The 24,443-nt window shown below is 68.1% G+C and carries 26 protein-coding genes; 12 read left to right on the forward strand and 14 right to left on the reverse strand.

Annotated features, from left to right (window positions below; genetic code table 11):
• Positions 1-9: 9 nt before the first annotated feature.
• The gene (locus tag B7R21_RS15545) at positions 10-1,155 is read right to left on the reverse strand and encodes a GDSL-type esterase/lipase family protein (RefSeq protein WP_116284130.1); all 1,146 of its coding nucleotides are present in this window, start codon (positions 1,153-1,155) and stop codon (positions 10-12) included.
• Positions 1,152-1,838: a TetR/AcrR family transcriptional regulator gene (locus B7R21_RS15550; RefSeq protein WP_116284131.1), complete on the reverse strand. Its 687-nt coding sequence runs from the start codon at positions 1,836-1,838 to the stop codon at positions 1,152-1,154. The genes B7R21_RS15545 and B7R21_RS15550 overlap by 4 nt, the downstream gene beginning before the upstream one ends.
• A 98-nt stretch (positions 1,839-1,936) precedes the next feature.
• On the opposite strand from B7R21_RS15550, the gene B7R21_RS15555 reads away from it, so the two are divergent.
• Positions 1,937-2,911, forward strand: coding sequence for an SGNH/GDSL hydrolase family protein (locus B7R21_RS15555; RefSeq protein ID WP_116284132.1), 975 nt, complete (start codon positions 1,937-1,939; stop codon positions 2,909-2,911).
• Positions 2,912-2,923: 12 nt separating this feature from the next.
• On the opposite strand, the gene B7R21_RS15560 is transcribed toward B7R21_RS15555, so the two are convergent.
• Complete coding sequence (locus tag B7R21_RS15560; protein ID WP_116284133.1) at positions 2,924-3,538, reverse strand: PadR family transcriptional regulator; 615 nt, start codon at positions 3,536-3,538, stop codon at positions 2,924-2,926.
• A 176-nt stretch (positions 3,539-3,714) separates the two neighbouring features.
• Between B7R21_RS15560 and B7R21_RS15565 the strand changes: the two genes are divergently transcribed.
• Complete coding sequence (locus B7R21_RS15565; protein WP_116284134.1) at positions 3,715-4,914, forward strand: MFS transporter; 1,200 nt, start codon at positions 3,715-3,717, stop codon at positions 4,912-4,914.
• Positions 4,915-4,923: 9 nt separating this feature from the next.
• Positions 4,924-5,739 (forward strand): hypothetical protein, encoded by an 816-nt coding sequence (locus B7R21_RS15570; protein WP_116284135.1) that lies wholly within the window; start codon positions 4,924-4,926, stop codon positions 5,737-5,739.
• Between the two features lie 51 nt (positions 5,740-5,790).
• On the opposite strand, the gene B7R21_RS15575 is transcribed toward B7R21_RS15570, so the two are convergent.
• The 3 genes from B7R21_RS15575 to B7R21_RS15585 all read right to left on the reverse strand — a co-directional run bounded on the left by B7R21_RS15575 (position 5,791) and on the right by B7R21_RS15585 (position 8,131).
• Positions 5,791-6,627, reverse strand: a complete 837-nt coding sequence (locus B7R21_RS15575) for an undecaprenyl-diphosphate phosphatase (protein WP_116284136.1) — start codon at positions 6,625-6,627, stop codon at positions 5,791-5,793.
• Position 6,628: 1 nt separating this feature from the next.
• Positions 6,629-7,261, reverse strand: coding sequence for a VTT domain-containing protein (locus B7R21_RS15580; protein WP_253259844.1), 633 nt, complete (start codon positions 7,259-7,261; stop codon positions 6,629-6,631).
• 132 nt (positions 7,262-7,393) lie between these two features.
• Complete coding sequence (locus B7R21_RS15585; protein ID WP_116284137.1) at positions 7,394-8,131, reverse strand: VIT1/CCC1 transporter family protein; 738 nt, start codon at positions 8,129-8,131, stop codon at positions 7,394-7,396.
• Positions 8,132-8,308: 177 nt separating this feature from the next.
• On the opposite strand from B7R21_RS15585, the gene B7R21_RS15590 reads away from it, so the two are divergent.
• The 8 genes from B7R21_RS15590 to B7R21_RS15625 all read left to right on the forward strand — a co-directional run bounded on the left by B7R21_RS15590 (position 8,309) and on the right by B7R21_RS15625 (position 16,435).
• Positions 8,309-9,721: a ferredoxin reductase family protein gene (locus B7R21_RS15590; RefSeq protein ID WP_116284138.1), complete on the forward strand. Its 1,413-nt coding sequence runs from the start codon at positions 8,309-8,311 to the stop codon at positions 9,719-9,721.
• Positions 9,718-10,266, forward strand: coding sequence for an FMN-binding protein (locus tag B7R21_RS15595; RefSeq protein ID WP_116284139.1), 549 nt, complete (start codon positions 9,718-9,720; stop codon positions 10,264-10,266). Before B7R21_RS15590 ends, B7R21_RS15595 begins: the two co-directional genes overlap by 4 nt.
• A gap of 2 nt (positions 10,267-10,268) precedes the next feature.
• The gene (locus tag B7R21_RS15600; protein WP_253259845.1) at positions 10,269-11,015 is read left to right on the forward strand and encodes an FAD:protein FMN transferase; all 747 of its coding nucleotides are present in this window, start codon (positions 10,269-10,271) and stop codon (positions 11,013-11,015) included.
• Positions 11,016-11,069: 54 nt separating this feature from the next.
• Entirely contained in the window at positions 11,070-11,738 is a 669-nt protein-coding gene (locus tag B7R21_RS15605; RefSeq protein ID WP_172592205.1) for a response regulator transcription factor, read from the forward strand.
• Complete coding sequence (locus B7R21_RS15610; RefSeq protein ID WP_116284140.1) at positions 11,735-13,087, forward strand: sensor histidine kinase; 1,353 nt, start codon at positions 11,735-11,737, stop codon at positions 13,085-13,087. The genes B7R21_RS15605 and B7R21_RS15610 overlap by 4 nt, the downstream gene beginning before the upstream one ends.
• 51 nt (positions 13,088-13,138) lie before the next feature.
• On the forward strand, positions 13,139-14,251 hold the full coding sequence (locus B7R21_RS15615; RefSeq protein WP_116284141.1) for a 5-methyltetrahydropteroyltriglutamate--homocysteine S-methyltransferase: 1,113 nt from the start codon (positions 13,139-13,141) through the stop codon (positions 14,249-14,251).
• A 40-nt stretch (positions 14,252-14,291) separates the two neighbouring features.
• Positions 14,292-14,822, forward strand: coding sequence for a MarR family winged helix-turn-helix transcriptional regulator (locus tag B7R21_RS15620; protein ID WP_172592206.1), 531 nt, complete (start codon positions 14,292-14,294; stop codon positions 14,820-14,822).
• Positions 14,823-14,953: 131 nt separating this feature from the next.
• Positions 14,954-16,435, forward strand: a complete 1,482-nt coding sequence (locus B7R21_RS15625) for an aldehyde dehydrogenase family protein (protein WP_116284143.1) — start codon at positions 14,954-14,956, stop codon at positions 16,433-16,435.
• 60 nt (positions 16,436-16,495) lie between these two features.
• On the opposite strand, the gene B7R21_RS15630 is transcribed toward B7R21_RS15625, so the two are convergent.
• Genes B7R21_RS15630 through B7R21_RS15645 form a run of 4 tightly spaced genes read right to left on the reverse strand, consistent with a single transcriptional unit; the run spans position 16,496 to position 20,287 of the window.
• Positions 16,496-17,110 (reverse strand): PadR family transcriptional regulator, encoded by a 615-nt coding sequence (locus B7R21_RS15630; protein ID WP_116284144.1) that lies wholly within the window; start codon positions 17,108-17,110, stop codon positions 16,496-16,498.
• Positions 17,111-17,151: 41 nt separating this feature from the next.
• Positions 17,152-18,558 carry a vanillate/3-O-methylgallate O-demethylase gene (ligM, locus tag B7R21_RS15635; protein ID WP_253259846.1) on the reverse strand — a complete coding sequence of 469 codons (1,407 nt, stop codon included), beginning with the start codon at positions 18,556-18,558 and terminating at the stop codon, positions 17,152-17,154.
• Between the two features lie 50 nt (positions 18,559-18,608).
• The gene (gene purU / locus B7R21_RS15640; protein ID WP_116284295.1) at positions 18,609-19,457 is read right to left on the reverse strand and encodes a formyltetrahydrofolate deformylase; all 849 of its coding nucleotides are present in this window, start codon (positions 19,455-19,457) and stop codon (positions 18,609-18,611) included.
• Positions 19,458-19,477: 20 nt separating this feature from the next.
• Positions 19,478-20,287, reverse strand: a complete 810-nt coding sequence (locus B7R21_RS15645; RefSeq protein WP_116284146.1) for a methylenetetrahydrofolate reductase — start codon at positions 20,285-20,287, stop codon at positions 19,478-19,480.
• Between the two features lie 260 nt (positions 20,288-20,547).
• Here B7R21_RS15645 and B7R21_RS20205 point away from each other — a divergent pair, with 260 nt between their 5' ends.
• A complete protein-coding gene (locus tag B7R21_RS20205) occupies positions 20,548-20,721 on the forward strand; it encodes a hypothetical protein (protein ID WP_172592207.1) in 174 nt (57 codons plus the stop codon).
• A 15-nt stretch (positions 20,722-20,736) separates the two neighbouring features.
• Here the strand turns inward: B7R21_RS20205 and B7R21_RS20210 are convergent, their stop codons facing one another.
• The 4 genes from B7R21_RS20210 to B7R21_RS15660 form a co-directional block, all read right to left on the reverse strand.
• Entirely contained in the window at positions 20,737-20,901 is a 165-nt protein-coding gene (locus B7R21_RS20210; protein WP_172592208.1) for a hypothetical protein, read from the reverse strand.
• 367 nt (positions 20,902-21,268) lie between these two features.
• Positions 21,269-22,183 carry a helix-turn-helix domain-containing protein gene (locus B7R21_RS15650; RefSeq protein WP_147305916.1) on the reverse strand — a complete coding sequence of 305 codons (915 nt, stop codon included), beginning with the start codon at positions 22,181-22,183 and terminating at the stop codon, positions 21,269-21,271.
• A gap of 165 nt (positions 22,184-22,348) precedes the next feature.
• Positions 22,349-23,632, reverse strand: a complete 1,284-nt coding sequence (locus B7R21_RS15655; RefSeq protein WP_172592209.1) for a sensor histidine kinase — start codon at positions 23,630-23,632, stop codon at positions 22,349-22,351.
• Positions 23,633-23,754: 122 nt separating this feature from the next.
• A complete protein-coding gene (locus tag B7R21_RS15660; RefSeq protein ID WP_116284149.1) occupies positions 23,755-24,432 on the reverse strand; it encodes a response regulator transcription factor in 678 nt (225 codons plus the stop codon).
• Positions 24,433-24,443 lie beyond the last annotated feature (11 nt).

A 24,443-nucleotide genomic window follows, 5' to 3' on the forward strand; every position in this document is an offset into this window, starting at 1 on the left:
CAGGTCGGGTCAGGCGAACGGGCCGCCGGGGGCGAAGGCGAACGCGGCGAAACGGTCGCCGATCAGGCGGTGCGCTCCAGGGCCCGGGTGCAGCGCATCGTCGAGCGGAAGCCGCCCGGCGTCGGACTCCCCGTAGAGTTCCGTGCCGTCGAGGTAGTGCAGGTCGGGGTCAGCGCTCCGCCGCTCGGCCAGCGACCGCAGCTCCCGACGGATGACCGCAAGCGTGAGACGCCCCTCGGCCTCATCCCCCGGCACACCCTTGGCCACAAACCTGACCCCGCCGGATCCGAGGCTTGCCGGATCGATCGCCCCCGGTCCCGCGGTGTGCTCGTGGATGCCGCAGAAGATCGGCGACACCAGCACGATCGGCGTGCCCGGGTGCCCGTCGCGGAGGGTGTCGAGGAACCCGTGCACGGCAGGTACGAAGGCGCGCACGCGCATCGCGTCGAAGTTGACCACGTTGATCCCGAGCTTCACACTGATGAGGTCGGCCGGGGTGTCCCGCATGACCCGCGCCATGAACGGATCGACCAGGGCGCTGCCGCCGAAGCCGAGGTTCAGCAGGTCGACCCCGCCCCGGCGCGCGGCGACGGCGGGCCAGATCTCGCTCGGGGCCGTCGCGTTCGAGCCGTGGCTGATCGAGCTGCCGTGGTGCATCCAGAGCGGTGGATGATCGGGGCTCGGTGCCAGTCGCTCATCGGAGTCGAGCGCGATGAGCTCGAGCGCCTCGTTGTGGGGCAGCCACAGCTCGACGAGCTTGTCGCGCGCGGGCAGACCGCCGACCACCGTGGTGTGCCCGGGGCCTTCGAGCTGCCTGGTGGTGCCGGCGAGCAAGTCGACCTCGGTGGCATCTCCGCCCTGCAGCACGTCGCGGGACCAGAACGATCCGTCGACGAAGACGTCGATCGAGCCCCGGGGGCGATCCGCCCCGGCGAAGGCGACCCGCGCGGAGTGGGTGCGGAGTTCGATGCGGGTCGCACGGGTGCGCACCACGATCCGCACGCCCGAGGGCTGGATCTCGCGGGAGAGCAACTGCGGGTCGGGGAACTGCTGCCGAACCCACGCGGGCAGGCGATGCGGCCGGATGCCGCGGGCGGTGGGCTCGAGTTCGAGCGCGCCGCGCACGATGGCCGGGGTGAAGGGGGTGGCGATCATCCGTGGTGCTCCTCGGAGGGGGTGGGAAGGGTGGACGCGGGCGGACCGGCGGCGGGCGCGCCAGCGGGCGGGACGGTGGCGAGCGCGGTGGGCGACCCGGTGGCGAGCGCGGTGGGCGACCCCGGCCACGAGGCGAGAGCGCCGTCGAGCACGTCGATCGCGCGCGACCAGGAGGCCTCCGTGTCCGGGGCGCGATGGTCGAAGGAGCCGGCCCGTTCGAGCGCCAGGAAGCCGTTGATCGTCGCTCCGACCAGACGGGTGGCGTGCACGAGTTCATCGTTCGGCAGCGCATAGCCGCGGAGCACTGCCCAGGTGAGCGCCACGAGGCGTGCGGCCTCCGCCGACCGCACGGTTTCGGCGCGAGCCGGGCGCTGCAGGGCATCCCACCGCCCCGGCCGCTCGCGGGCGAATTTGCGGTAGGCGCCGACCATTCCCTGGAGGGCGTCCCGGCGGGACCGGCCGGCGATCTCCGTGGCGATCCGATCGGCGAGCTCCCCGAGGGCGAGCGTGTGCACGCCCTCGAGTACGGCAGCCCGGTCACGCACGTGCGAATAGAGGCTTGCGGGCTGCACGCCGAGTGTTCGGGCGAGCAGCGAGACCGAGATCGAATCGAAGCCGTCTCGGTCGGCAAGGTCGGCCGCGGCTTCGAGCACGGCCGAGCGGGTGAGGTTCTGGCGAGGCACGGCCCGAGGCTACACCACATAGGTGAATACCTACGATGCGTAGGTTCGTGTTCGCAGAACCAGAGCGTAGCGTTGTGCCCTACAGAAGGAGCGGGCAGATGAACAGACCGGGCAGGGTGGTGGGCGCGATCCTCGGCGTCGCGGCGCTCGGGATGCTCCTGGTCGCGCTGCCCGCTGCGACTCACGTCTCCGTGGCCGACGTCGACGCCGAAGGCCTGGCGGGCGGCCTCTCGCAGGCGATGTCTGCCGCACCGTTGGCCGCCGACCAGTCGTCGCCGCAGGATCAGCTGCCGACACCGGATTCTGCGGCGCCGACCCAGACGCCGACCTCGACCTCGGCACCGACCTCCACACCTGCTTCGGCACCGAACCCGGCCTCAGCCCCGATTGCGGCAGACGCCCGCGCGGCGATAGCCCCGACGCTGACGCCCGTTGCACCCGCTTCCGCTGCACCCGCACCACCCCCTGCCGCGGAGAGCGCCGACACGGCCCAGCTGCGGAGTGCCGCGCCAGCCGCGCCCGTCGTGGTGGCGATCGGCGACTCGATCATGTCGGGACACGGGCTCGACGATCCGTCCGGGTCGTGGCCGCAGCTCCTGGCCGACCGGAACGGATGGCAGCTCACCAATCTCGCCGACGACGGCACGGGGTTCGTGCAGCCGGGCGACAACGACGACACCTTCCAGGACCAGGTGGCCATCGCCGTGCAACTCGACCCCTCGATCGTCATCATCGCGGCCAGCAACAACGACCTGGGCGTCGACAGCTCCGAACTCGCCGATCAGACGAACTCGACGCTGCAGTCGCTCCGTGCCGCGCTGCCCGAGGCGCAGATCATCGCGCTGAGCGCGTTCTGGGGAGACGAGACTCCGCCCGATGAACTGCAGGAGGCGACGGATGACATCCATTCCGCTGCGGACACGGTGGGGGCGGCGTTCGTCGACATCGGCCAGCCCCTGGCGGGCCGGGCCGACCTGATGCAGGACGATGACGTGCACCCGACGGCCGACGGCCAGGAGCTGCTCGCCACCGTGATCGGCTCGGACATCTCCGGCGCACTCGCCGGGAGTTGAAGACGCGGGCGGTCAGTCCGCCAGGATGAGGTAGAGCGCCCGACGAGCTTCGTCGAGCTTCTCCGACGCAGCCTGGCGCTGCGCCTCGGTGGCACCGTGCCGGAACTGCTGCATGACGCCGACGAGTTTCGCGACGCTCTCGTGGAAGGCGGTGTCGGCCGCTGAACGGCCGGGAGTCGCCTCCCACGCTTTCTTCAGCTCGTCGGCGTGCTCCTCGAGATAGGCACGGCCCGTCTCGGTGAGTTCGAACTCGGTGCGACGACCGTCGCCCTTCGAGGCGATGAGCTCTTCGTCGACGAGCTGCTGCAGGGTGGGGTAGACCGAGCCGGGGCTCGGTCGCCAGGTGCCGCCCGTGCGCTCGGCGATGGCCTTGATCAGGCCGTAGCCGTTGGAGGGGCCGTCTGCGAGCAGTGACAGGATGACCGAGCGAACGTCGCCCTTACCGGCGCGACGTGGCCCGCGGGGGCCGAAACCGGGGCCGAAGCCGCCGAAGCCCGCGCCCGGGCCGAAGCCTGCGCCCGGGCCGAAGCCGTCGCCCCTGCCGAATCCGCGCCCGCCGAACGGCTGGCCGCGGAATTCGCTGTTGTCGGATGGATGATCGTGGTGATGTTGGTTGTGGGTACGCATGGGTACGTCCACCTTTCTGATTCAAGAGATTGTCGCCGTTATTCGGCGATGTGTTAAAGATATATCGCCGAATAACGTTCGTCAAGAGGAATCCCCTTAATTTCCAGAAATTCCTTCTTCGCCGAAACGTCGGCCCGCGGCGAGGAGCGGGCGACCCGCGCGCCTAGGCTGGTGACGTGACCCGCGAACATCCCGGAACCAGCAGCGCACGCGCCTGGCTGCTCGTCGCACCCGCCATGATCGTGCTGGGCTGGGGCGGCAACCAGTTCCTCCCGCTGCTGCAGCTCTACCGCCAGCAGAGCGGCTACACCCAGGTGCAGGTCAACATCCTGGTCGCCGTCTACGTGCTCGGCATCGTGCCCGGTTTCGCCCTCTCCGGAGCATGGTCCGACCGGTTCGGCAGAAAGCCGATCCTCCTCGTGGGGGTCGTCCTCGGCATCGTCGGGAGCGTCATCCTGGCGGCCTCCGCCTCGAGTCTCGCCGGGCTCTGCGTCGGGCGTTTCGTGAGTGGGCTGAGCGTGGCAGCCGGCATGGTCGTCGGCACCTCGTGGGTCAAAGAACTGTCGGTGCGCGGAGGCAGAGCCGAGGCCGGCGCCCGCCGGGCATCCGCCGTGCTGACGATCGGCTTCGGCGGCGGTGCCGGCGTCGGCGGGGCGCTGGCCCAGTTCGCCCCCCTGCCGTCGGTGCTGCCCTACATCGTGCAGATCGCGGCAAGCGTGGCGGCCTTCGTCGCTCTGCTCGCGGCGGTGGAGACGCGCACATCCGGTGGCCAGGGCAAGAGCCTGCTCGGCGACCTGCGGATCCCGAAGCGTTCGCGGGCCCGGTTCGTGGCCGTGGTCCTCCCCCTCGCGCCGTGGGTCTTCGCGGCACCCGCGCTCTCCTTCGCGGTCGGACCGAGCCTCGTCGGGCAGGCCGTGCCGGGATTCGCGGTCGGCTTCGCCACGCTCGTCACGGTGATCACGCTCGGTTTCGGCTGGGTGACGCAGTTCGTCTCCGGGCCGATCCTCCGGGCGCTGCGTGGGCGCGCGGGGCTGGTCGGGGTGGCGCTCATCGCCGTGGGCGCCCTGTTGCTCATCCCGGCCGCCACCTCGCAGCAGGTCTGGCCCGTGCTGCTCGCCGCCCCGGTGTTCGGTATCGGCTACGGGCTCTCGATGGTCTCCGGGCTCACCACGGTGCAGGCGATGGCGACGCCCGACGACCTCGCCGGCCTGACCGCCGTGTACTACTCGCTCACCTATGCCGGCTTCCTGCTGCCCGCGATCCTCGCCGCGCTCACCGCGGTGTCGCCGATCTGGGTGCTGCTGATCGCAACGTCCGCCGCGATCGTTGTCTGCGCGCTGATCGCGGCCCGCGGTATGCACAGCCGACGCGATTAAGCTCAGGTCATGGCAGAGCAGGTTCTCAGCGTGGACGACCCCCAGGCCTTCCTCGGCGGCCTGGTCGACGCAGCCAGGGGCCGACTCACCCACCAGGTCGCCGCGACGTCGCTCACGGTCGTGCGCCAGAAGTCCCTCGCCGACCGCCTCATCGGTCGCGACGGCTCGATCAGCGCGATCACCCTCACCACGCGCGGATCCGTCATGGAACTCACCTGCTCGCCCACCGGCACCTACTCCGCCGAGACCCGGCGCGTGGTGCGCGGCATCGTCATCGCCCGGCGGAGCCAGCAGCTCCGGGAATGGCTCGAGGCCTTCGCGCTCCGGATCGCCGCACTGGCCGGCGAGGCCGTCGACGCTCCGGATGCCGGCACCGCCGCCCTGCAGAAGCTCGGCATCTCCGTTTCAGGGCCCACCGTCGAGGTCGGCGACGACACCGTGATGGCCGATCTCCGCACCCTCCCGTTCAAGCTCCGCGGGTCGCTCCCACCGGCAGCCGCGACATCCACCGCTCGTATTGTCGAGTTGCTGCTCGACACGCTGCCGCGGGTCTCCGGCGATCTCGAGGCGAATGCCTTCGCCGAGCGCACGGCGACCGTCTACCTGCCCGACACTCTGCGCGCCTACCTCGCACTGCCCGGGGAATGGGCCCGCAGCCACGTCTACCCCGACGGCGGCACGCCCGACAGCGCCCTCGTGGCCCAGCTCACCGTGCTCGAACGTGCGGTGGAGCGGATGCACGAAGCCGCCGTTCAAGGCGACGCGGAGGCCCTGCTGCTGAACGGACGCTTCCTCAACGATCGCTTCCCCGACGCGAGCCGCTGACCCCGGCCGGGCCGCGGCGAACACCCCGGTCGGGAGGCGGCGCGCACCCGGTCACGTCGCGGCGAGCACCCCGGTCGCCAGCAGAGCGGCGAGCACCACACCGAGCGCGACCCGGTACCAGATGAACACCGTGATCGGATGCCGCGCCACCAGCTTCAACAGCCAGGCGATCGAGGCGTAGCCGACGATGAAGCTGACGACGGTACCGACGGCCACCGAGGCCCAGCCGACCGTGGCACTGACAGCGGAGGCCTGGCTCGCACCCTCGTAGACGCCGGCTCCGATCAGGGCGGGGATGGCCAGGAAGAACGACAGTCTGGTCGCCGCGACCCGATCCAGGTTGCGGAGAAGACCCGCACTGATGGTCGCCCCGGAGCGCGAGACCCCCGGCACGAGGGCGACGCACTGGAACAGCCCGATGATCAGGGCGTCCTTCAGCGTGAGGCTCTCTTCGGGTCGGGATCGGCGGCCCACCCGCTCCGCCACGAACATCACGATGCTCCAGAGGATCAGGCCGGCCACGACGACCCAGAGGTTCCGGAGGGCCCCCGAGACGAGGTCCTTCGCCGCGAACCCCACGATGCCGATGGGGAGGGAACCCGCGATGACGTACCAGGCGAAGCGATAGTCGGGATTGCGACGTGATCCACTGTCGAACAGCCCCCGCCACCACGCCGCAGCCAGCCGGCCGATGTCGGAGCGGAAATAGAGGATCACAGCGACGATCGCCCCGAACTGGATGATCGCCGTGAACGCGGTGACGCCGGGGTCGTCGATCGAGAGGCCGAGGAGCTTCTCGACCACGGTGAGGTGCCCGGTGCTGGAGACCGGCAGGAACTCGGTGAGCCCCTCCACGATGCCGAGGATGAGGGCATACAGGATGTTCATGTCAGGCCTTCTTCCGGCGACGGAGGATGTCGATGGCGATGGGCAGCACCGAGACGATCACGATGAGCACCGCGATGACCTCGATGTTGTTCGCGACGAACGGGATTCCGCCGAGGAAGTAGCCCGCCAGCGTGAGCAGGAGCGCCCAGAGGATCCCGCCGGCGGCATTCCAGAGGAGGAACGACCGGAACGGCATCTGCGACATTCCGACGATCGGCGGCACGAACGTACGGACCAGGGGCACGAACCGCGCCAGCACGAGGGCGCGGCCGCCATAGCGGGTGAAGAAGCCGTCGGCCTGCTCGAGGTGCTTCGTCTTGAAGATGCGGGCGTCGGGCCGGAACAGTCGCGGGCCGAAGCGTCGGCCGATGTGGTAGCCGGTTTGGTCGCCGAGGATGGCAGCTGCCGCCACCGCGACGACGAGCAGAGGCAACGGGAGCCCGAGAGGCGTCGCGAGCAGGGCCGCCGTGAAGACGAGCGTGTCGCCCGGCAGGAACGGGAACAACAGCCCCGTCTCGATGAAGACGATCGCCATGACCACGGCGAGAACCCAGGGCCCCGCCCCTTCGAGCAGCGCTGTCGGGTCGAGGATGCTCGCGGTGTGCACGAGGGCGCGGACGGGTGATTCGCTCAACAGAGGGACTCCTTCTTGCGGACGCCCTCCACGCTACGGAGACGGAGCCCGGGGCCGAATCCCTCCGCGTGAGGATCTTCGGCGTACACCTCTGTGATGAGGCGCCCGCCTCGGCACGACCGGGGCGAACCGCTAGACCACCCCGGCCGTGCCGAGCAGCGACCCGACCACGAACGTCGCAACGAGCGCCAGCGCCCCGCCGACGACCACGCGTACCGTCGCCCGCACCGCGGGGCTTCCCCCGAGCCGGGCACCGATCACGCCTGTTGCCGCGAGCGCGAGGATGACCACCGCGAAGGTCACCGGCACCCGCACTGCCTCGGGCGGCAGGAGGATCGCCAGGAGCGGCAGGATCCCGCCGATCAGGAACGACAGCGCCGACGCGCCCGCTGCACTCCAGGGGCTGACGACGTCGTCTTCGTCGATGTTGAGTTCCATCGCGAGGTGCGCCCGGAGGGCATCCCGCTCGGTGAGCTCGACCGCTACACGGTGCGCGGTGTCGGGTGTCAGGCCGCGCGCCTCATAGAGCCCGGCCAGCTCCAGCAGCTCGCCGTCGGGATCGGTCGAGAGCTCCACGCGCTCCTTCTCGATCAGCGAGCGCTGGCTGTCACGCTGGCTGCTCACCGACACGTACTCACCGAGCGCCATCGAGATCGCCCCGCCGATCAGGGCCGCCGAACCGGCGGCGAGGATCGCGGGAGTCGAGGAGCTGGCACCGGCGACACCGACGACGATCGCCGCGACCGACACGATGCCGTCGTTCGCTCCGAGCACCCCGGCGCGCAGCCAGTTCAACCGCCCGGCCAGGCTGCCGGAGTGCGGTTCGTCGGGTTGGCGTGCGAAGTCGGAGTCGCTGCTGGGGGTCGTCATGGTGTCACCATAGGCACGCCTGTCGCCCGGAAACCAGCGTGGCGAGCCTTACCTCACCGCTGCCCCGGGGCCGGGGCCCGCACTAAGAAAGCTGGAAGAATCTCGCGAGATTCTTGAATGGCCGGGTACTCCGCCGGCTCCGACCACCGGCACCGCCCTCCACCGAATCGAGCGCCCATGAGCATCCAGACGGCCACACGTCGCCGTGCCAGCCCGAACAGCGTCGACCGTGCCCGGCGCACGCGCACCCGGCGGCGGCTCCGACGGGCCGACCTGCTGGTCGTGCTCTGCTGGTCATCCGTGGCGGTGGCCGTCTCGCTCTACCTCGCCTACGGCGGACTCTCCGAGGTCAGGGATGTCGCCTCTGCGCTCACCGCACTCGGCATCGTCACCGGGCTGGTCGGCACCGACCTCATCCTCGTGATGCTCGTGCTGGCCGCCCGCATCCCGCTGATCGACCGCGCGGTCGGGCAGGATCGCGCGATCGCCGTCCATCGGAGCCTCGGCAAGCCCGCCCTCTACCTGATCCTCGCGCACGGCGTTCTGCTGACGATCGGTTACGCGATGTCCGACGGTTCGAGCGTCGTCGCCGAGACGATCGCCTTCCTCCAGGGCTCCGACCTGGTTCTGGGCTATGCCGGACTCGGCCTGCTCGTGCTGGTCGTCGTCACGTCGGTCGTCGCCGTGCGGCGCCGCTTCTCCTATGAAGCGTGGCACCTCATCCACCTGCTCAGCTACGTGGCCGTGCTCATCGCGCTCCCCCACCAGCTCTCCAGCGGCGCGGTTCTGGCCGACGGCACGCTCCAGCGCGTCTACTGGATCGCGCTCTACGTTCTGGCGTTCGGATCGATCGGGGTCTTCCGGTTCGCCGTGCCGCTGATCCGCAGTGCACGCCACGACATCTCGGTCGCGGCTGTGGAGGCCATCGCGCCGGGCGTCGTGTCGATCCATCTCCGGGGACGCGATCTGGGGCGACTGCAGACGGCAGGCGGCCAGTACGCGATCTGGCGGTTCTGGTCGGCGAAGACCTGGTGGCACGCCCATCCGATCTCCTTCTCCGCTGTTCCGACGGCGACGGGCGCCCGCATCACCGTTCGCGATCTCGGCCGTGGCAGCTCCGCCATCTCGCGGGTGCGTCCCGGCACACGGGTGTCGATCGAGGGCCCGTACGGCATCTTCACCGACGAGGTGCGGGCGGCGCCGAGAATGGCCGTCGTGGCAGCCGGTATCGGCATCACCCCGGTGCGTTCACTGCTCGAGGGCTCGGTGCTCCTGCCCGGCGAGGCGACCGTGCTGCTGCGGGCGACCGATGCCTCCCAGCAGTATCTCTGGCAGGAGGTCAGCGCCCTGCCGAGCCTCACCGGCAGCGCGGTCTACAGCATGGTGGGCCCCCGCCCGCCGGGGCTCGCCACGTGGATGTCGGCCGAGGCGCTGGCTCGTGGGGTGACCCTCACCTCGGCCTTCCCCGATCTGCTCGTCTCCGACCTCTACGTCTGCGGCCCCCAGTCCTGGACGGAGCTGGTGATCCGGGATGCCCGGGCCGCGGGCCTGCCCGAGAAGCAGCTCCACGTCGAGAGGTTCGACTGGTGAGGCGGCGCGCAGTCGTCTGGAGCGTGCTCTCGTCGGGTGCCATTCTGGCCGTCGGCTGGCAGCTGGGCGCCGAGACCGCCGCGACGACCGGTCTCGCCGAGACCCAGGCCGCCCCCGACGCGTCATCGGCCTCGGTCTCGGGCGGATCCGCCGCGACGACCCCGTCGGCCACGACTCCTTCGGCGACCACCCCCTCAGCAGCCGCCACCCCCGCTCCGACCACCTCGGAGGCCCCGGCCGCGGCAGCTCCGGCCGCCCCCGCCGCTGTCTCCGGCACCTTCACCGGCACCAGCGTCTCGACGCGCTACGGCAGCGTTCAGGTGCAGGTCGTCGTGTCGAACGGATCGATCACCGACGTCGTGGCCCTGAAACTCACGAACGACGACAACAGGTCGGTCTCGATCAGCAACCGGGCCGCTCCCGTACTCCGCTCCGAAGTGCTCGCCGCCCAGTCGGCGAAGGTGCAGGGGGTGTCCGGCGCCACCTACACCAGCGACGCCTACCTGACCTCGCTGCAGGCCGCCCTCGACCAGGCGGGGCTCTAGTCGTGGCGACTCACGTCTTCGACACGATGGGCACCGGCGCGAGCATCCGGTTCGCCGGCGACCTGCCGCCCGCCGAGGCGCTCACCGCCGTCGAGACGTGCTTCGCCGAGTTCGACGCGCAGTTCAGTCTCTACCGCTCCGACTCCGAGATCAGCGAGATCGCCCGCGGCGCACTCACCCTGCCCCTGGCGAGCGAGCGTTTCCGCGACCTGTATGCCGAGGCCCTGCACTGGCGGAGCCTCACCCACGATTCCTTCTCCCCGCACCGGCCCGACCGGGTACTCGACCTGTCGGGCCTCGTGAAGGCGAAGGCGATGGATGCTGCCGCCGCCGGGCTCTCTGCCGCTGACGTGCACGACTGGATGCTGAACGTCGGCGGCGACCTCCTCGTCGACGGGAACCTCGAGGGTTCGCCCTGGCACGTCGCCGTCGTGGACCCGGATGATCGCTGCCACCTGCTCTGCACGTTCGACCTCGACGGCAGCCGAACCAGCCTGGCGACATCCGGAACCACCGAACGGGGCGAACACATCTGGCGGAGCAGGGCCACCTCGACCTATCGGCAGGTGAGCGTCGTGGCCGACGACATCGTGACGGCCGACGTGCTCGCCACGGCCATCCTGGCGGGAGGCCGGGAACGACTCGATGAGGCCGTCGAGACGTTCGGCGTCGACGTCATCGCGGTCGATGCGGACGGCTCGATCGTCGCGACAGAGAGGATGCACCGCGCCCATGGATTCGCTCTGTGAACGCCGCCCGCGGTCATCCGGAACCGCGGGCCCGACGACGCCTAGACTGCCCTCATGACCGCGACCTCCCGCATCCTCCTCGTCGAGGATGACAGGCAGTTGGCCGGGATGCTCGAACAGCTGCTCACGAGCGAGGGCTACGACGTGGTGGTCGCCCGCGACGGGCAGCGCGCGCTGCACGAAGGCCTCACCCAGCCATTCGATGCCCTGTTGCTCGACCGCGGCCTGCCCGTCATCGAAGGTCTCGACGTGCTGGCCCGGCTGCGCGCACGCGGGGTGCTGGCGCCCGCGCTCATCCTCTCAGCCCTCGGCAACCCGGCCGACCGCGTCGAGGGGCTCGACCGCGGGGCGGAGGACTACCTCGGCAAACCGTTCGACATCGACGAACTTCTTGCACGCATCCGGGCCCTGCTGCGGCGCCACCAGACGGTGACGCCGGTCGTGCGTGTACCCGGGGGCGAGCTCGACACCGGATCACGCACTGTGATGCTCGCCCATTCCGGGCCCGTCGCGCTCTCGCAGCGGGAATCCGAGCTGCTCGAGAGGCTGGGCAGGCGGCCCGGGCAGGTCTTCGAGCGCGCCGATCTGCTGGCCTCGGTCTTTCCCGACGCCGACGACCTCGGTGTGGTCGACACCTACGTGCACTACCTGCGCAAGAAGCTCGGCCGGGGCGCCGTCTCCACGGTCAGGGGTATCGGTTACCGGCTCGGGCCGCTGAAATGAAGCGCACGGGCTCTCCGGATTCGTTGCGGGGCGCGGCGATCCGCCTCACCCTGCAGTTCATCGCCCTGATGGCCGTCGTTCTGGTCATCGTCACCGGCACGGTGTTCGCGATCGTGAACGTGACCGTGAACGAGTCGAACCAGCGCTCTGTGGTGGTCGCTTCGCAGCTCGATTCGGTACAGGAGACACCGAGCGGAACCTACATCACCGTCGTGCAGCACGGGCAGGTGTCGTCGTCGCAGAACATCCCCGACGGGCTGGTCGACACCGCGGCCCTCACCGCGCTTGCAGCCACCGCGTCGTCGGCGGCGGCGAACGGCGGGTCGTACAGCGCGGAGAACGGCGCTGCGAACGGCGGAAGGGACCGGGGCTCCGACCCGACGAACGACCAGCAGTCCCAGCGAACCGTGAACGGCCAGACCTACCTGATCAACACCTCGATCCACGGCGACCGTGTCGTGCAGGTCGCGGTGAATCTCTCGGAGGGCAGCGAGGAGCTCGCCCGCCTGGCCGAGGCGCTCATCATCGCCAGTCTCATCGCCCTCGCCGTGGCGGCCCTGCTCTCCTACCTGATGGCACGCCGCGCCATCCGCCCGCTCGCCGATGCGCTCACCCTGCAACGGCAGTTCGTCGCAGACGCCAGCCACGAACTCCGCACCCCGCTCACCATCCTCAGCACCCGGGCGCAACTCCTGCAGCGCCGGGAACGGAGCGACCTTCCCCCGGATGTCTCGACGGCGGTCGATGACATGGTGCGGGACTCGCGGGCGCTCACCGGCATCCTCGACGACCTGCTGATCGCCGCAGACACCCGCTCCGACGTGCCGTTGACGGCGGTCGACCTGAACGAGAGCGCCGACGCGGCCATCGCGACACTCCGGGATGAGGCGGAGCGTCGCGGCATCACGCTGGCCCGCACCGGGTCGACGGGGAGTGTCATGGTGAACGGGGCGACCGCTGCGCTCCTCCGGCTGCACATCGCGCTCCTCACGAATGCCCTCGACCACGCACGCTCGTCGGTGCGGGTGGACATCTCGGGCGAGCGGGATGTCGCGGTCATCCGGGTTATCGACGACGGACCGGGCTTCGACCCGGCCATCGCCGACCGGGCATTCGACCGCTTCGCCGGCACCCGGCGGGTCTCCGACTCCGCGGCCGGCGCAGCCCCCGGCAACGCGCACTACGGCCTCGGCCTGGCACTCGTCGCCGAGATCGCGAGACGGCACGGCGGTTCGGTCGGGATCGGGACCGCGCCCTCCCCCGCGGCCGAGAGCTCCGACTCAGCCACCGAGCCTGCGGAACCTGCGGGTGCGACGGTCATCGTGCGCATCCCGCTCGCCTCGCCGTGACATCGCGGCCCGGGGTGCCGGGCGGAGATCGGCTGCGCTAACGTCGACTCCATGACGCCGACACCCCCTCCCCCTTTCCGCGCTGACGCGGTCGGGAGCTACCTCCGACCCGAGACGGTGCACACGGCACGTGCCGAGCACGCAGCTGGCACGATCGACGATCGGGCGCTCGCTTCGATCGAAGACCGGGCGATCCTCGACCTGATCCGGCAGCAGGAGGATGTCGGTCTCGAAGCGGTGACCGATGGCGAGTTCCGGCGCGCCTACTGGCACTTCGACTTCTTCGCCGGGCTCGACGGGGTGACACTCGGCGAAGGGGCGACCGGCATGGACTTCCAGGGGCAGGCCATCAGGCCCCTGGCCGTCGAAGTCACCGGCCGGCTCGGCTTTCCCTCGGATCATCCGATGCTCGCGCACTTCGCCTTCCTGAAGGCGAACACCGATCGGGTCGCCAAGATGACCATCCCCTCACCCACGGTGCTCCACTTCAGGCTCGCCGAAGACGCGGTGCCAGCAGACCTCTATCCCGACCGCGACTCGCTGTTCGACGATCTCGCGGCCGCGTACCGGTCGGCCGTCGCCTCCTTCTACGCCGCCGGGTGTCGCTACCTGCAGTTCGACGACACGGCATGGGCCTATCTCTGTTCGGAGACCGAACTCGAGAAGGCCAGGGCCCGCGGAATGGACACCGACACCATCCAGGACGCCTATGTGAAGCTGATCAACGACTCGATCCGGGACAAACCGAGCGACATGGTGATCACGACCCATGTCTGCCGCGGCAACTTCCGGTCATCCTGGATAGCCTCCGGGGGCTATGAGCCCATTGCCGAGAACCTCCTGGCGGCGTGCGACTACGACGGATACTTCCTCGAATACGATTCCGAACGGGCCGGCGGATTCGAACCCCTGAGATTTCTCCCCAAGGGCCAGAAGATCGTCGTGCTCGGGCTCATCACCACCAAGTCCGGCACGCTCGAGACGGAATCCTCGGTCGCCGGCCGTATCGCCGAAGCGGCGGAATACGCATCTCTCGACCAACTCGCCCTCAGCCCGCAGTGCGGGTTCGCCTCGACAGAGGAGGGCAATCTCCTCACTGAGGACGAGCAGTGGGCCAAGATCCGCGAAGTCATCCAGATCGCGGGCAACATCTGGGAGCGCTGAGGGTCCCGGGCGGATCCGGGGGTGGGCCAGAATGAGTCCCATGGATGTCCCCGATCAGTCGCGCGCCGGCTCTCGCGCCTTCGACTTCCCGGCCGAGAACCGGCTCCCGTCCGATCTTCCCCTGCCGGATGCGCTCGATCTCTCCCAGTTCACACCGCGACTCATCACGATCCTCTCGAACATCATGTCGGTCCGCGAGTCGCAGAGTCTCCGGCAGAAGTTCGACCTCGGCACGACCGACTGGCGGATCATCGGGGCGCTCGCACAGGAACCGGCCATGACGGCAACCGAGCTCTCGAGGTACACCGTCATGAGCAAGGCCGTCATCTCGCGAAAGCTGGCCGGGCTCGTCGACGGCGGACTGATCCAGCAGGGCGATGGTCCCCGCGGATCCCGGCCACTGCGTCTCACGGCGAAGGGTGCGGAGATGTACAGCGGGATGTGGCCCATCGCCTACCGTGCGCAGCGGCTGATCGAGCGCACCCTGACCCAGCCCGAACTGATCACCCTGGAATCCCTGCTCATGCGCCTGGTCGACGCGACGAACGACGATGGGGCGTGGCTCGACTGAGACCACGCTTCCCAAGCCGGATGGTTCGGGATACTCTTCTCCTGTTACCCAGGGAACACGAGCCTGCGTAACCCTTCAACGGTGCGAGCAGCGACGCTCACACCATCGCAGTCACAGAGAGGTGCTCGCGAATGACCATCACCACGCCCACGGAATCGTCCGTTGCCACGACAGAGCTCTTCATCGACGGCGCCGTGCGTCACACGGTCGATCGCCTCGAGATCGTCGACCCCGCCCGCGCGGGAGTCATCATCGGCTCGGCCGCCGCCGCGTCCGAGGCCGACGTCGCCGACGCGGTCGCCGCTGCCAAGGCAGCGTTCCCTGCCTGGGCGGCGCTCTCACCGACAGAACGCGCTGCGGCGATGACGGAGGCGATCGCCGGCATCGCCGACCTCCGCGACGAGGATGCCGCCATCCTCACGCAGGAGAACGGCAAGATCCGGATGGAGTCCTGGATCGACGCCCTCGTCTTCGAGATCCGCTGGAACCTCGCTCTCATGCACACCGACGAGATCGACACGTCGACCGTGCTCTCCCCGATGCCCGGCATTCCGGTGACGACGGAGATCAGCTACCAGCCGCTCGGCGTGGTGACGATCATCGTGCCCTTCAACTGGCCGATCGCCATTCTCGCCGCCGCCCTCCCCCACGCGCTTCTCGCGGGCAACACCGTGATCGTCAAGCCGCCTGTCTCCGCGCCGCTCGCAACCACACGCGTCGTGCAGCGTGTGGCCGAGAAACTCCCCGCCGGCGTGCTGAACGTGGTGACCGGCCGCGACTCCGAGATGACTGCCCTCATCCAGAACGAAGACGTCGCCAAGGTGTGCTTCACCGGCTCCGTCGGCGGTGGCAAGCGCATGATGCAGATGGCGTCCCAGACGCTGACACGCGTGACTCTGGAGCTCGGCGGCAACGACCCGGCGGTGATCCTCGACGACGCGATCCTCGACGATGTGCACCTCGACCGGCTGTTCGGCGCGATCTACGAGACCACGGGCCAGGTCTGCATGAACGCCAAGCGCGTCTATGTGCACAACTCCCGGAAGGACGAACTGGTCGCCGGCCTCACCGCCCGTCTCGAGAAGGCGGTGCTGGGCGACGGCCTGCAGGAGGGCACGACGATGGGACCCCTGCACTCTCCGGCGCAGAAGGCCTTCGTCGACGACCTGATCGACGAGGCCAGAGCATCGGGTGCGACCGTGCTCGAGTTCGGCGAACTGCCGGGGGGCGAGCTCGCCGGTGGCAACTTCGTGCGACCCGCTCTCGTGATCGACCCGGCGCACGACCTCCGGGTGGTCGCCGAGGAACAGTTCGGCCCGGTCATCCCGATCATCGGCATCGACTCCGACGAAGAGGGTGTGCGCCTCGCAAACGACTCCTGGGGCGGCCTCGGCGGATCGGTCTGGTCAGCCGATGAGGGGCGGGCGAAGAAGATCGCCGCACAGCTCGTCACGGGCTATGTGTGGATCAACGACCACGGAGCCGACCGGCTCGACCTGCGTGCACCGTTCGGTGGCATGAAGCAGTCGGGTATCGGGCGCGAGCAGGGCATCCTCGGCATCCGTGCCTTCCAGGACACCCGCTCTGTCGCGGTGCTCGAAGCGAACGACTGACCGATCACGTCGGTACCGGGTCGATCAGCACCGCCAAGACCCAGGATGACCAGCCGGCCGTCAGGCATCACCGGCAGGTGCCCTGAGGCTCGCCTCCGCCGACAGGCGGTCGACGAGCTCCAGGCCACGCTCTGCCCACTCGATCTCCGTGCGCGCGCGCTCCACCAGACCCTCGTAGGTGAAACGCTTGAAGGCGATGGTTCGGGCATGCTCCGATTCGGGAGTCACCGCCAGCCGACGGACGAGCATCGGATTGTCGACGGCATCGATCCGTGTGAGCTCCCGCTCCCACTGGCCGAGCTCGTCCCGCCACTGTTCAATGTGCCGCAGGAGGAAGATCGTGGCCTGCTCAGGCGACGTCGACTCGAGGTACGCGGCCCTCAGGTGGGCCGGATCACGAACGCGCTGGTACTCGAGGGGGCTGTTCATCCAGTCGAGGAACGCCGCGTCGCCGGTTTCCGTGACGTGGTAGAGGATCCGGGTGCCACGCACGCCGCGAACCTGCTCTTCGGGCTCGATCAGCCCGTCGACGTGCATCCGCCGGAGCTCCGGGTAGATCTGGGAGTCCGGCGCGTGCCAGACGTGCCCCACCGACACAGAGAACTGCTTCTGCAGGTCGTAGCCCGACAGCGGCCCTGTGCGCAGCAGGGCAAGAAGCGCGTACCTCAAACTCATACGCGCTTCCTCCCTGCTGGCATGCTGTCGATCGGCGCTGCCTATTCTCCGGTATAACCGGTGCGCCAGCCGCCCTGGTACGTCGCCCGCGCCACGGTGGAGTAGGGCACCGGGCTCACGACGGCACGCACCTCGAACTGCTCGTGCGGTTCGACGGCGGCCTTGCTGGTGCCGCCGTTCGGCTCACCCCAGATCACCTTCAGTTCGGTTCCCTCCGGCACACTCGGATCGATGGTCGCCAGAGAGAGCGCCCGGCGTTCGTTCGCGCTGTAGCCCGTGAACATCGAGAAGCCGACCACCGTTCCGTCGGAATCGACGACGGAGTCGTAGTTCGCCGATCCGTAGTTGGCCAACGGGAGGTCGAAGAACTTGTAGGCCGGGCCGTCGACGTTGAAGAGGGAGCTGAAGATCGATGTCATGTCTTCGGCGTCCCACGCCAGCGTCACCTTCTTGCGCTGCGAGGCCGGGTCCATCTTCTCCAGCGCGTCACGACCGATGAAATCGTGGTCGAACTTCACGAACGATCCGTAGCCCAGCTCCCACGGCGTGAGGTAGTAGTCCTCGATGTTGTCGGAGACGAACGACCCGGCCAGCGTTCCCGTAGCCTCGTAGCTGTCGGCGCCGAGCCACTCGCGGTAGCCGCGCTCGGCCTCACCCGAGTAGACGGCGGGCAGCGGTGACGGGATCCAGCCCGATTCGAGCGTGTTCGAGGGGTACGCCCTCGAGCCGACGGGCACGAGGCCGAACTCGGCGCCCGCGTTCACGATGGCGGCGTGGATGCGATCGTGGTCCTCGTACGGGCCCCAGATCTCGAGACCGGGCGCCCCGGCCATACCGTGCCTCAGCGTACGGACGGTCGTCCCGTCGATCGTCATCGTCGACATGTTGAAGAACTTCAGCTGCTCGAGCGGGCCACCGTTGAGTTTCTCGATGACCTGCCAGGCGGCCGGGCCCTGGATCTGGAAGCGGTAGTAGTTGCGGTGCACTTCGTGTCCGAACGGACGGGATGGCGAACGCCGGTCGACCTCGATGTCGAGGTTCTGGTAGCCGCCCGTCTCACCGTGGTAGAGCAGCCAGTTCGCCGCGGGCGAGCGGCCGACGTAGACGTATTCGTCTTCGGCCTCGCGGAACAGGATGCCGTCGCCGATCACATGCCCGCCGGCCGAGGTGGGAACGTACTGCTTGGCCTTGTTCACCGGGAAGAGGGCCGTCGAGTTGATGGCCGTGTCGGAGATCAGCGAGAGGGCGTCGGATCCGCGCAGGAACAGGCTGTCCATGTGGTGCGACTGGTCGTACAGCACGGCGGTCTTCCGCCAGGCGGTCTGCTCCTTGATCCAGTTCTGGAAATCCGCCGGAACGACGGGGTAGATGTACGACCCGATCTGCGAGTTTCGCAGCAGGTCGACAGGATTCGTCGCCTCGATGAGGTGTTGCAGGTTTTCGGTCACGGGAGTGAACCTCTCTGTTCGGTCGTGCGGTGTGGGTGTCGGTGTGCTTGTCAGAAGACGATGGTGTGCCTGTCGTGGCGGATGATCCGGTCCTCGGCATGCCATGTCACCGCTCGGGAGAGCACGGCCCGCTCGACATCGGCACCGCGACGCTGCAGATCTCCGACGGAGTCGGCATGCGTGACCCGAACGACGTCCTGCTCGATGATCGGACCCTCATCGAGGTCGGCGGTGACGTAGTGCGAGGTGGCACCGATCAGCTTCACGCCCCGTTCCTTCGCCTTGCGGTAGGGGCCGGCGCCGACGAAGGCCGGCAGGAAGGAGTGGTGGATGTTGATCACCGGAACGCCGACCCGCTCGAGAAAGTCCGGGGAGAGGATCTGCATGTACCGGGCGAGAACGATGAAATCGACGTTGCCGGCGAGCAGGTTCACGATCTGCGTCTCGGCCGCCGACTTGTCCTCGCCCTGCGAGGGCACGTGGAAGAAGGGCACCCCGAACGACCGCACCTCCTCGGCGGTGGTGGTGTGGTTCGAGATGACCATGGGCACGGTGACCGGCAGCTCGCCGCGGCGGTGGCGCCAGAGCAGATCGAGCAGGCAGTGGTCCGACGTCGAGGCCAGCACCGCCATCCGCTTCGGTATCGACTGGTCGGTCAGGGTCCACGACAACCCGAACGGCGAGAGCGTGGCTTCGAGATCCGCCTCGATGTCGGGGAATGCCCCCGCGAGATCGACGCGGGTGAATTCGACGCGCTGAAAGAAGGCGCCGCCCTCCGGGTCGTCCGAGTACTGGGCGAGGCTCACGATGTTGCCGCGGTTGCGAAGCACGAGACTCGCGACCGCAGAGACGATGCCCGGCTTGTCGGGCCCATGCACGATCAGGCAGGCATGATCCATCAGGGCCGGGGTGTGCAGCGTCACAGCGCCGTGTCCGCACTGAACGCGCGAGCCCAGTCGGCCGTCGCCTTCAACCCGCCGAACGTGTAGAAGTGCAGGCTCACCGGCCCCGACCCCGCATCCTCGGCGAGCAGATCCCCGAGCTCGGAGACGAAACGCTCGGGCCCGGCGGTGCCCATCAGATTGGTGAGGGAGAAACCGTACTTCTTGACGATCATCGTGTTCGCACCCACCCCGAACCGCCGCGCGAAGCTCAGCAGCCGTTTGATGCCCGCGGGACCCGGCGTGCCGACACGGATCGGCGTGTCGATACCGCGGGTGCGCACCTCCCGGATCCACTCGACGACGGGAGTGGTGTCGAACGCGAACTGGGTCAGGATGGTGGCATCCAGACCCTGCTCGGAGAGCGCCTTCGACTTGTCCTCGAGCGCCTTCCACAGAACGTCGCCCGGGATGTCGGGGTGCCCTTCGGGGTAGCCCGCGATGCTCACCTCACGCACTCCGTACTTCTGCAGCACCCCGGAGCGGATGACCGCGAGCGAGTCCTCATACGGACCCTCGGGTATTGCAGGGTCACCGCCGACCGCGAACACGTGCCCGGAGGCGCCGATCTCCTGCAGGGCGCCGAGGTACTCCTCGAGTTGCGCCTCCGACGAGAGCCGCCTGGCCGAGATGTGCGGTACGGGAACGAAGCCGGCCTCGATCACCGCCTTCGAGGCAGCAATGCGCATGGCGAGATCCTCGTTGCCGAGAAAGGTGACATTCACTTTCGAGCCGGCCGGAATCGCGTCCTTCGCCTCGAGCAGGCCGGGTATGTCCTTGCCCGTCATTTCGAGTGAATAACCGGCCAGGAGGGCAACGGCCGCCGTGCTGTTCTGGCCTGGGGAAGGGGATCGAGACACAGGTCGTCATCCTTTGCGAAGTCGGATATCAACGCTTCGTTGCGTTGCCCTCCTGAATTTACCTATGTCCATAGGTAATGTCCAGAGGTACCGCTACTCTCGGCCGTACGGAACGAAGGAGTTCGCATGAGCGAGTCTCTGGCGGATGCCCTGGCCACCCTGATGCGTCCAGGCCTGACGGCAGCGATGTGGGCATCTCGCATGACGCCGGTTACATCACCGGAGCCCAGGTCTTCGTCTCCCTCGCGAGGGTGGCCGCAGAATTCGCCGAACCCGGCAACGCCGTGACCGTCGTGTGGGGCGAAGACCCCAACTCGCGCCGACGTGATACCCCGGCAGGAACTCCTCGCGGGTATCACTAGCCGGTCTCTTCTCGGTCAGGGAGTGGGAGTCACGGTCCAGGTGCCGTTGGTCTGTATAGCCATCACCCCAGGGAGGTCCGCATCGAAGACCTCCGAGAACGCTCCGGTGTCGCCGAAGACCTGAGGGTTGCCCGAGGTGGTGAACACCCGTCCCGAGAAGGAATCGCCAGCGCCGGCCACGAACCCTCCGCCTGGACGATGAGCATCTGATCGGCCGGGTCGTCCTCGAAGACATCCATCAGGAACGACCCGTTCATCGGTGCGGCCGCCCCTTCCGCCACGGGGCCAGCGTCGAGGGTTCCGGCCACAGGTTCCGCGGTCGCCGGAGTCGTCACTGTGGGTGTCGGAGTCGGCGTCACGAGGTCCTCGATGCGGGCGTGGGTCGAGGCCGCCTGGCTCGTTGGACTGTACGACAGGTGCCCGCTTCCCCATTTGATCCTCCTCCTGCCGGTCGATGTCCTGGTTCTTCGTCGCCACCGGCCCGCACCCGATCAGCCTCCGCCTGTCTGAGCCACCAGAAAAAGCGTCCTACGAGGAGTCGAGTCAGTCATGACTCTGGTTCGGTGCGTGTCTGTCTGAGGAGTTGTCCCGGGGTGAGCCCGAAGGTGGTGCGGGCGGCGTGCCGGAGTTCTTTAGGACTCATACCCGCCTCTTTCGCGAGTGCCGCTAACGTCAGCGGGTGGGCGTTCTGCGGGATCGCGCGTATTGCGGCGTCCAGACGGGTGTGCTGGATGGTCTCCCGGATGGTGTGCCCGTTCGCCGCGAACGCCCGCTGGAGATGCCTCAGCGACAGATTCAGCTGTCTGGCGATATCCGCCGGTTCCAGTGCGGGGTCGTCGTATCTCGCCTGAATGATCGCAACTGCGGCTTCGTAAGCGCCTTCCACCCGCATCTCTTCGGTGTGCGACGTGTGGGTTTGTGCGAAGAGTGCTGCTGCGAGTTCGACGAACACGGCTTTCGAAGGGTGCCCGGCAGACACCGGTTCCGGGCTCGGGGTGGCGGTGAAGGTTCTCAGAAACGAGAGGGTGGGCCTGAGTAGGTGGGATCGGGAATCGATCCGGCCTGCCGGCGCCGATGGGCGACGTCCCGGCCCGGTCAAGAGACGGTCCTGGACCGAGATCACCAGAAACCGGGTGGGAAGGTGTGTTTCGCAGGAGATGTGCGCCCAGCCGGGAGCCCAGCCTGCGTCACCGGTGGCGAAAGTGTGGGTGCGGTCACCGCCGAGGAAGGAGTACCTCCCTTTGTCTATGAAGAAAAGGCTGGTGTAGCCCGAGTCCGAAACGTCCACGACAGGCCGCGGTGCGACCAGGCATTCGGACTGCTCGATCCGGGAGACGATCACATCCCCGAAAATCCACCGACGACCCTGGTACTGGAACTCGCCGGGCCCGGTATTCACGATCATCCACGGCGCCGCGCGAAGAGCTTCCGCCCCGGTCAGCGACCAGCTCTGCACCGTCACAATCGCTTACACCCCGCGATCCCACCCACGCCAGCAAACTCCGCCCCAGCTATTCGCGGGGAGCCCAGCATAACCCCGGGGACCATTCAACAGCCTCGGGCCCTGTGGGTCACGGTCGAAATCGAGGCAGCTCGAGCCCAGCCAGAGGGCTCGGTGACCGTCACCTCACGGTTTCAGGCTGAGATCGCGGGTCGCGGCGGGCAGGACGACCACGAAGTGTGCGCCTGTCGTGAGCGATTCAGTGATGTGGACCTGCCCGCCGTGCGCGTGGGCGATCTCGGCGGCAATGGAAAGGCCAAGCCCCGAGTTCCCCTTCGAACGATTCCGGCTGCTGTCGAGCCGCACGAAGCGTTCGAAGACCCGCTCCCGCTCCGCCGCCGGAATACCCGGGCCATCGTCGACAATCTCGATCACGGCGGTGTCGGCTACAGGACACGCGCTGATCGCCACCGTAGTGCTGGCGTAGCGAACGGCGTTGTCAACGATATTGCGCACCAGTCGGTCGAGGTCTTGTGCGTTCCCCCGCGCAGCGAGCCCCGGCGTCACAGCAACTGTCACGGTCAGAGCACCCACCCGGGTGGACGCGACAATGCGAGCGATCAGTTCGGCGATGTCGACCCTCTCTCCCCGTGCGCCGAGTTCACCCTCGTCGGCCTTGGCCAGAACGAGCAACTGCTGTAGGAGAGTTTCGAGCCGAATGGATTGTTCCGCCGCGCGAGCAGCGATGACGGGCCACGGCGCACTGTCGGGGTGGGCAATACCCACCTCCAGAGTGGTGCGGATCGCGGCGAGTGGGCTGCGTAGCTCGTGGGAGGCATCCGCGACAAACTGTCGTTGCTTGAGCGCCGACACCTCGAGGCGCGTCAGCATCCTGTTCATGGTCAACGCGAGTTGCCCGATCTCATCGCCCACCATTGGCTCCGGCACCCGGCGCGAGAGATCGTCTGAGGTGATGTCGTTGACGGAGCGTCTGATCTGCTCGACAGGCCGAAGGGCCCGCCCCACGATCAGCCACACCGCCACGATCGAGAGCACGAGAATGATCGGCATTCCGATCAGCAGGACCCGCCCGAACTCCGAGGTCACCAGGTCGAGGATGCCGGTGTCTGTGCCGGTGATGATGACGACGGGCTCGCCATTGACGGTGGCGCGGGTGCCGACGACAATAGCCGAGTCAGGAACGATACCGCTTGCGGCGGGCAACCGCAGCGGTTGGTCGGTGCCATCGGGCAGCGAGTAGACGGCTGGCTGTCCGGCGAGGGAAGCGGTGGAGGCAAGCACGGAGCCATCTGCCGCGAGCACCTGGGCCTCGTACACGGCGTCGAAGGTGGAGCGGGCAAGCGGGGTCGTCCATCCGTTGCCCGTCGCGCCCCGCTCGATTTGAGTTGCGTACTCGCCCAGTCCCCCACTGAGGTTCTGGCGCACTGAATTGGTCTGCACGACGAACATGAGCAGCATCCCTGCCAGGATCGCTGTTGTCATTGCGACGCTCGCGATCCCGGTGACGCGCGCGCGAAGAGACCGTCTGCCGCGCCACGACTGCCAGAGCAGTGAGCCCCTCCTCGTGTCACTCACACCGTGTCGTCCTGTATGAGATATCCCTCGCCGCGCAGGGTGTGGATGACCGGAATGCTGTGAGACGCCTCGATCCTGCGGCGCAATCGGTGCACGAGTACCTCCACGACCGCGGGACCACCCTCATAGGCCGTGTCCCAGCAATGGTCGAGCAGTTCGGACTTCGAGACGACGGCGCCCTTGTGGCGCATCAGATATTCGAGAACGGACAGTTCACGGCTGGTGAGCTCGATCGACCTGTTTCCCCGCGTCACCGAGCGGCTTGACGGGTCGAAAGTGAGGCCAGCGGCCGTGAGCAAGGCAGGTCGTTCGCCAAGGCCACGCCGGGTGAGAGCACGCAGGTGCGCAAGCAACACCGGATATGCAAAAGGCTTCGCGAGATATGCGTCCGCACCGCTGTCGAGTCCTTCGGCGTGGTCAAGGTCATCGTCCATCGCGGTGAGCATGAGAACAGGCGTCCAAATGCCCTGAGCTCGCAATCGGCGACAGACGTGGTAGCCGTCCAGGCCGGGCAGCATCACGTCGAGCACAATCACATCGTGGGGCACCTCTTCGGCTTTCCACAGACCGTCGATTCCGTTCTCGGCGACATCCACCACGTAGCCTTCCGCCTGGAGGCCCCAAGCCAAGGAGGCCGACATCGCCTCTTCGTCTTCGATCACCAGAACCCTCATCCCACAAGCAT

The sequence above is a fragment of the Subtercola boreus genome, from assembly GCF_003399625.1.
In the GTDB taxonomy this organism is placed as follows: Bacteria; Actinomycetota; Actinomycetes; order Actinomycetales; family Microbacteriaceae; genus Subtercola; species Subtercola boreus_C.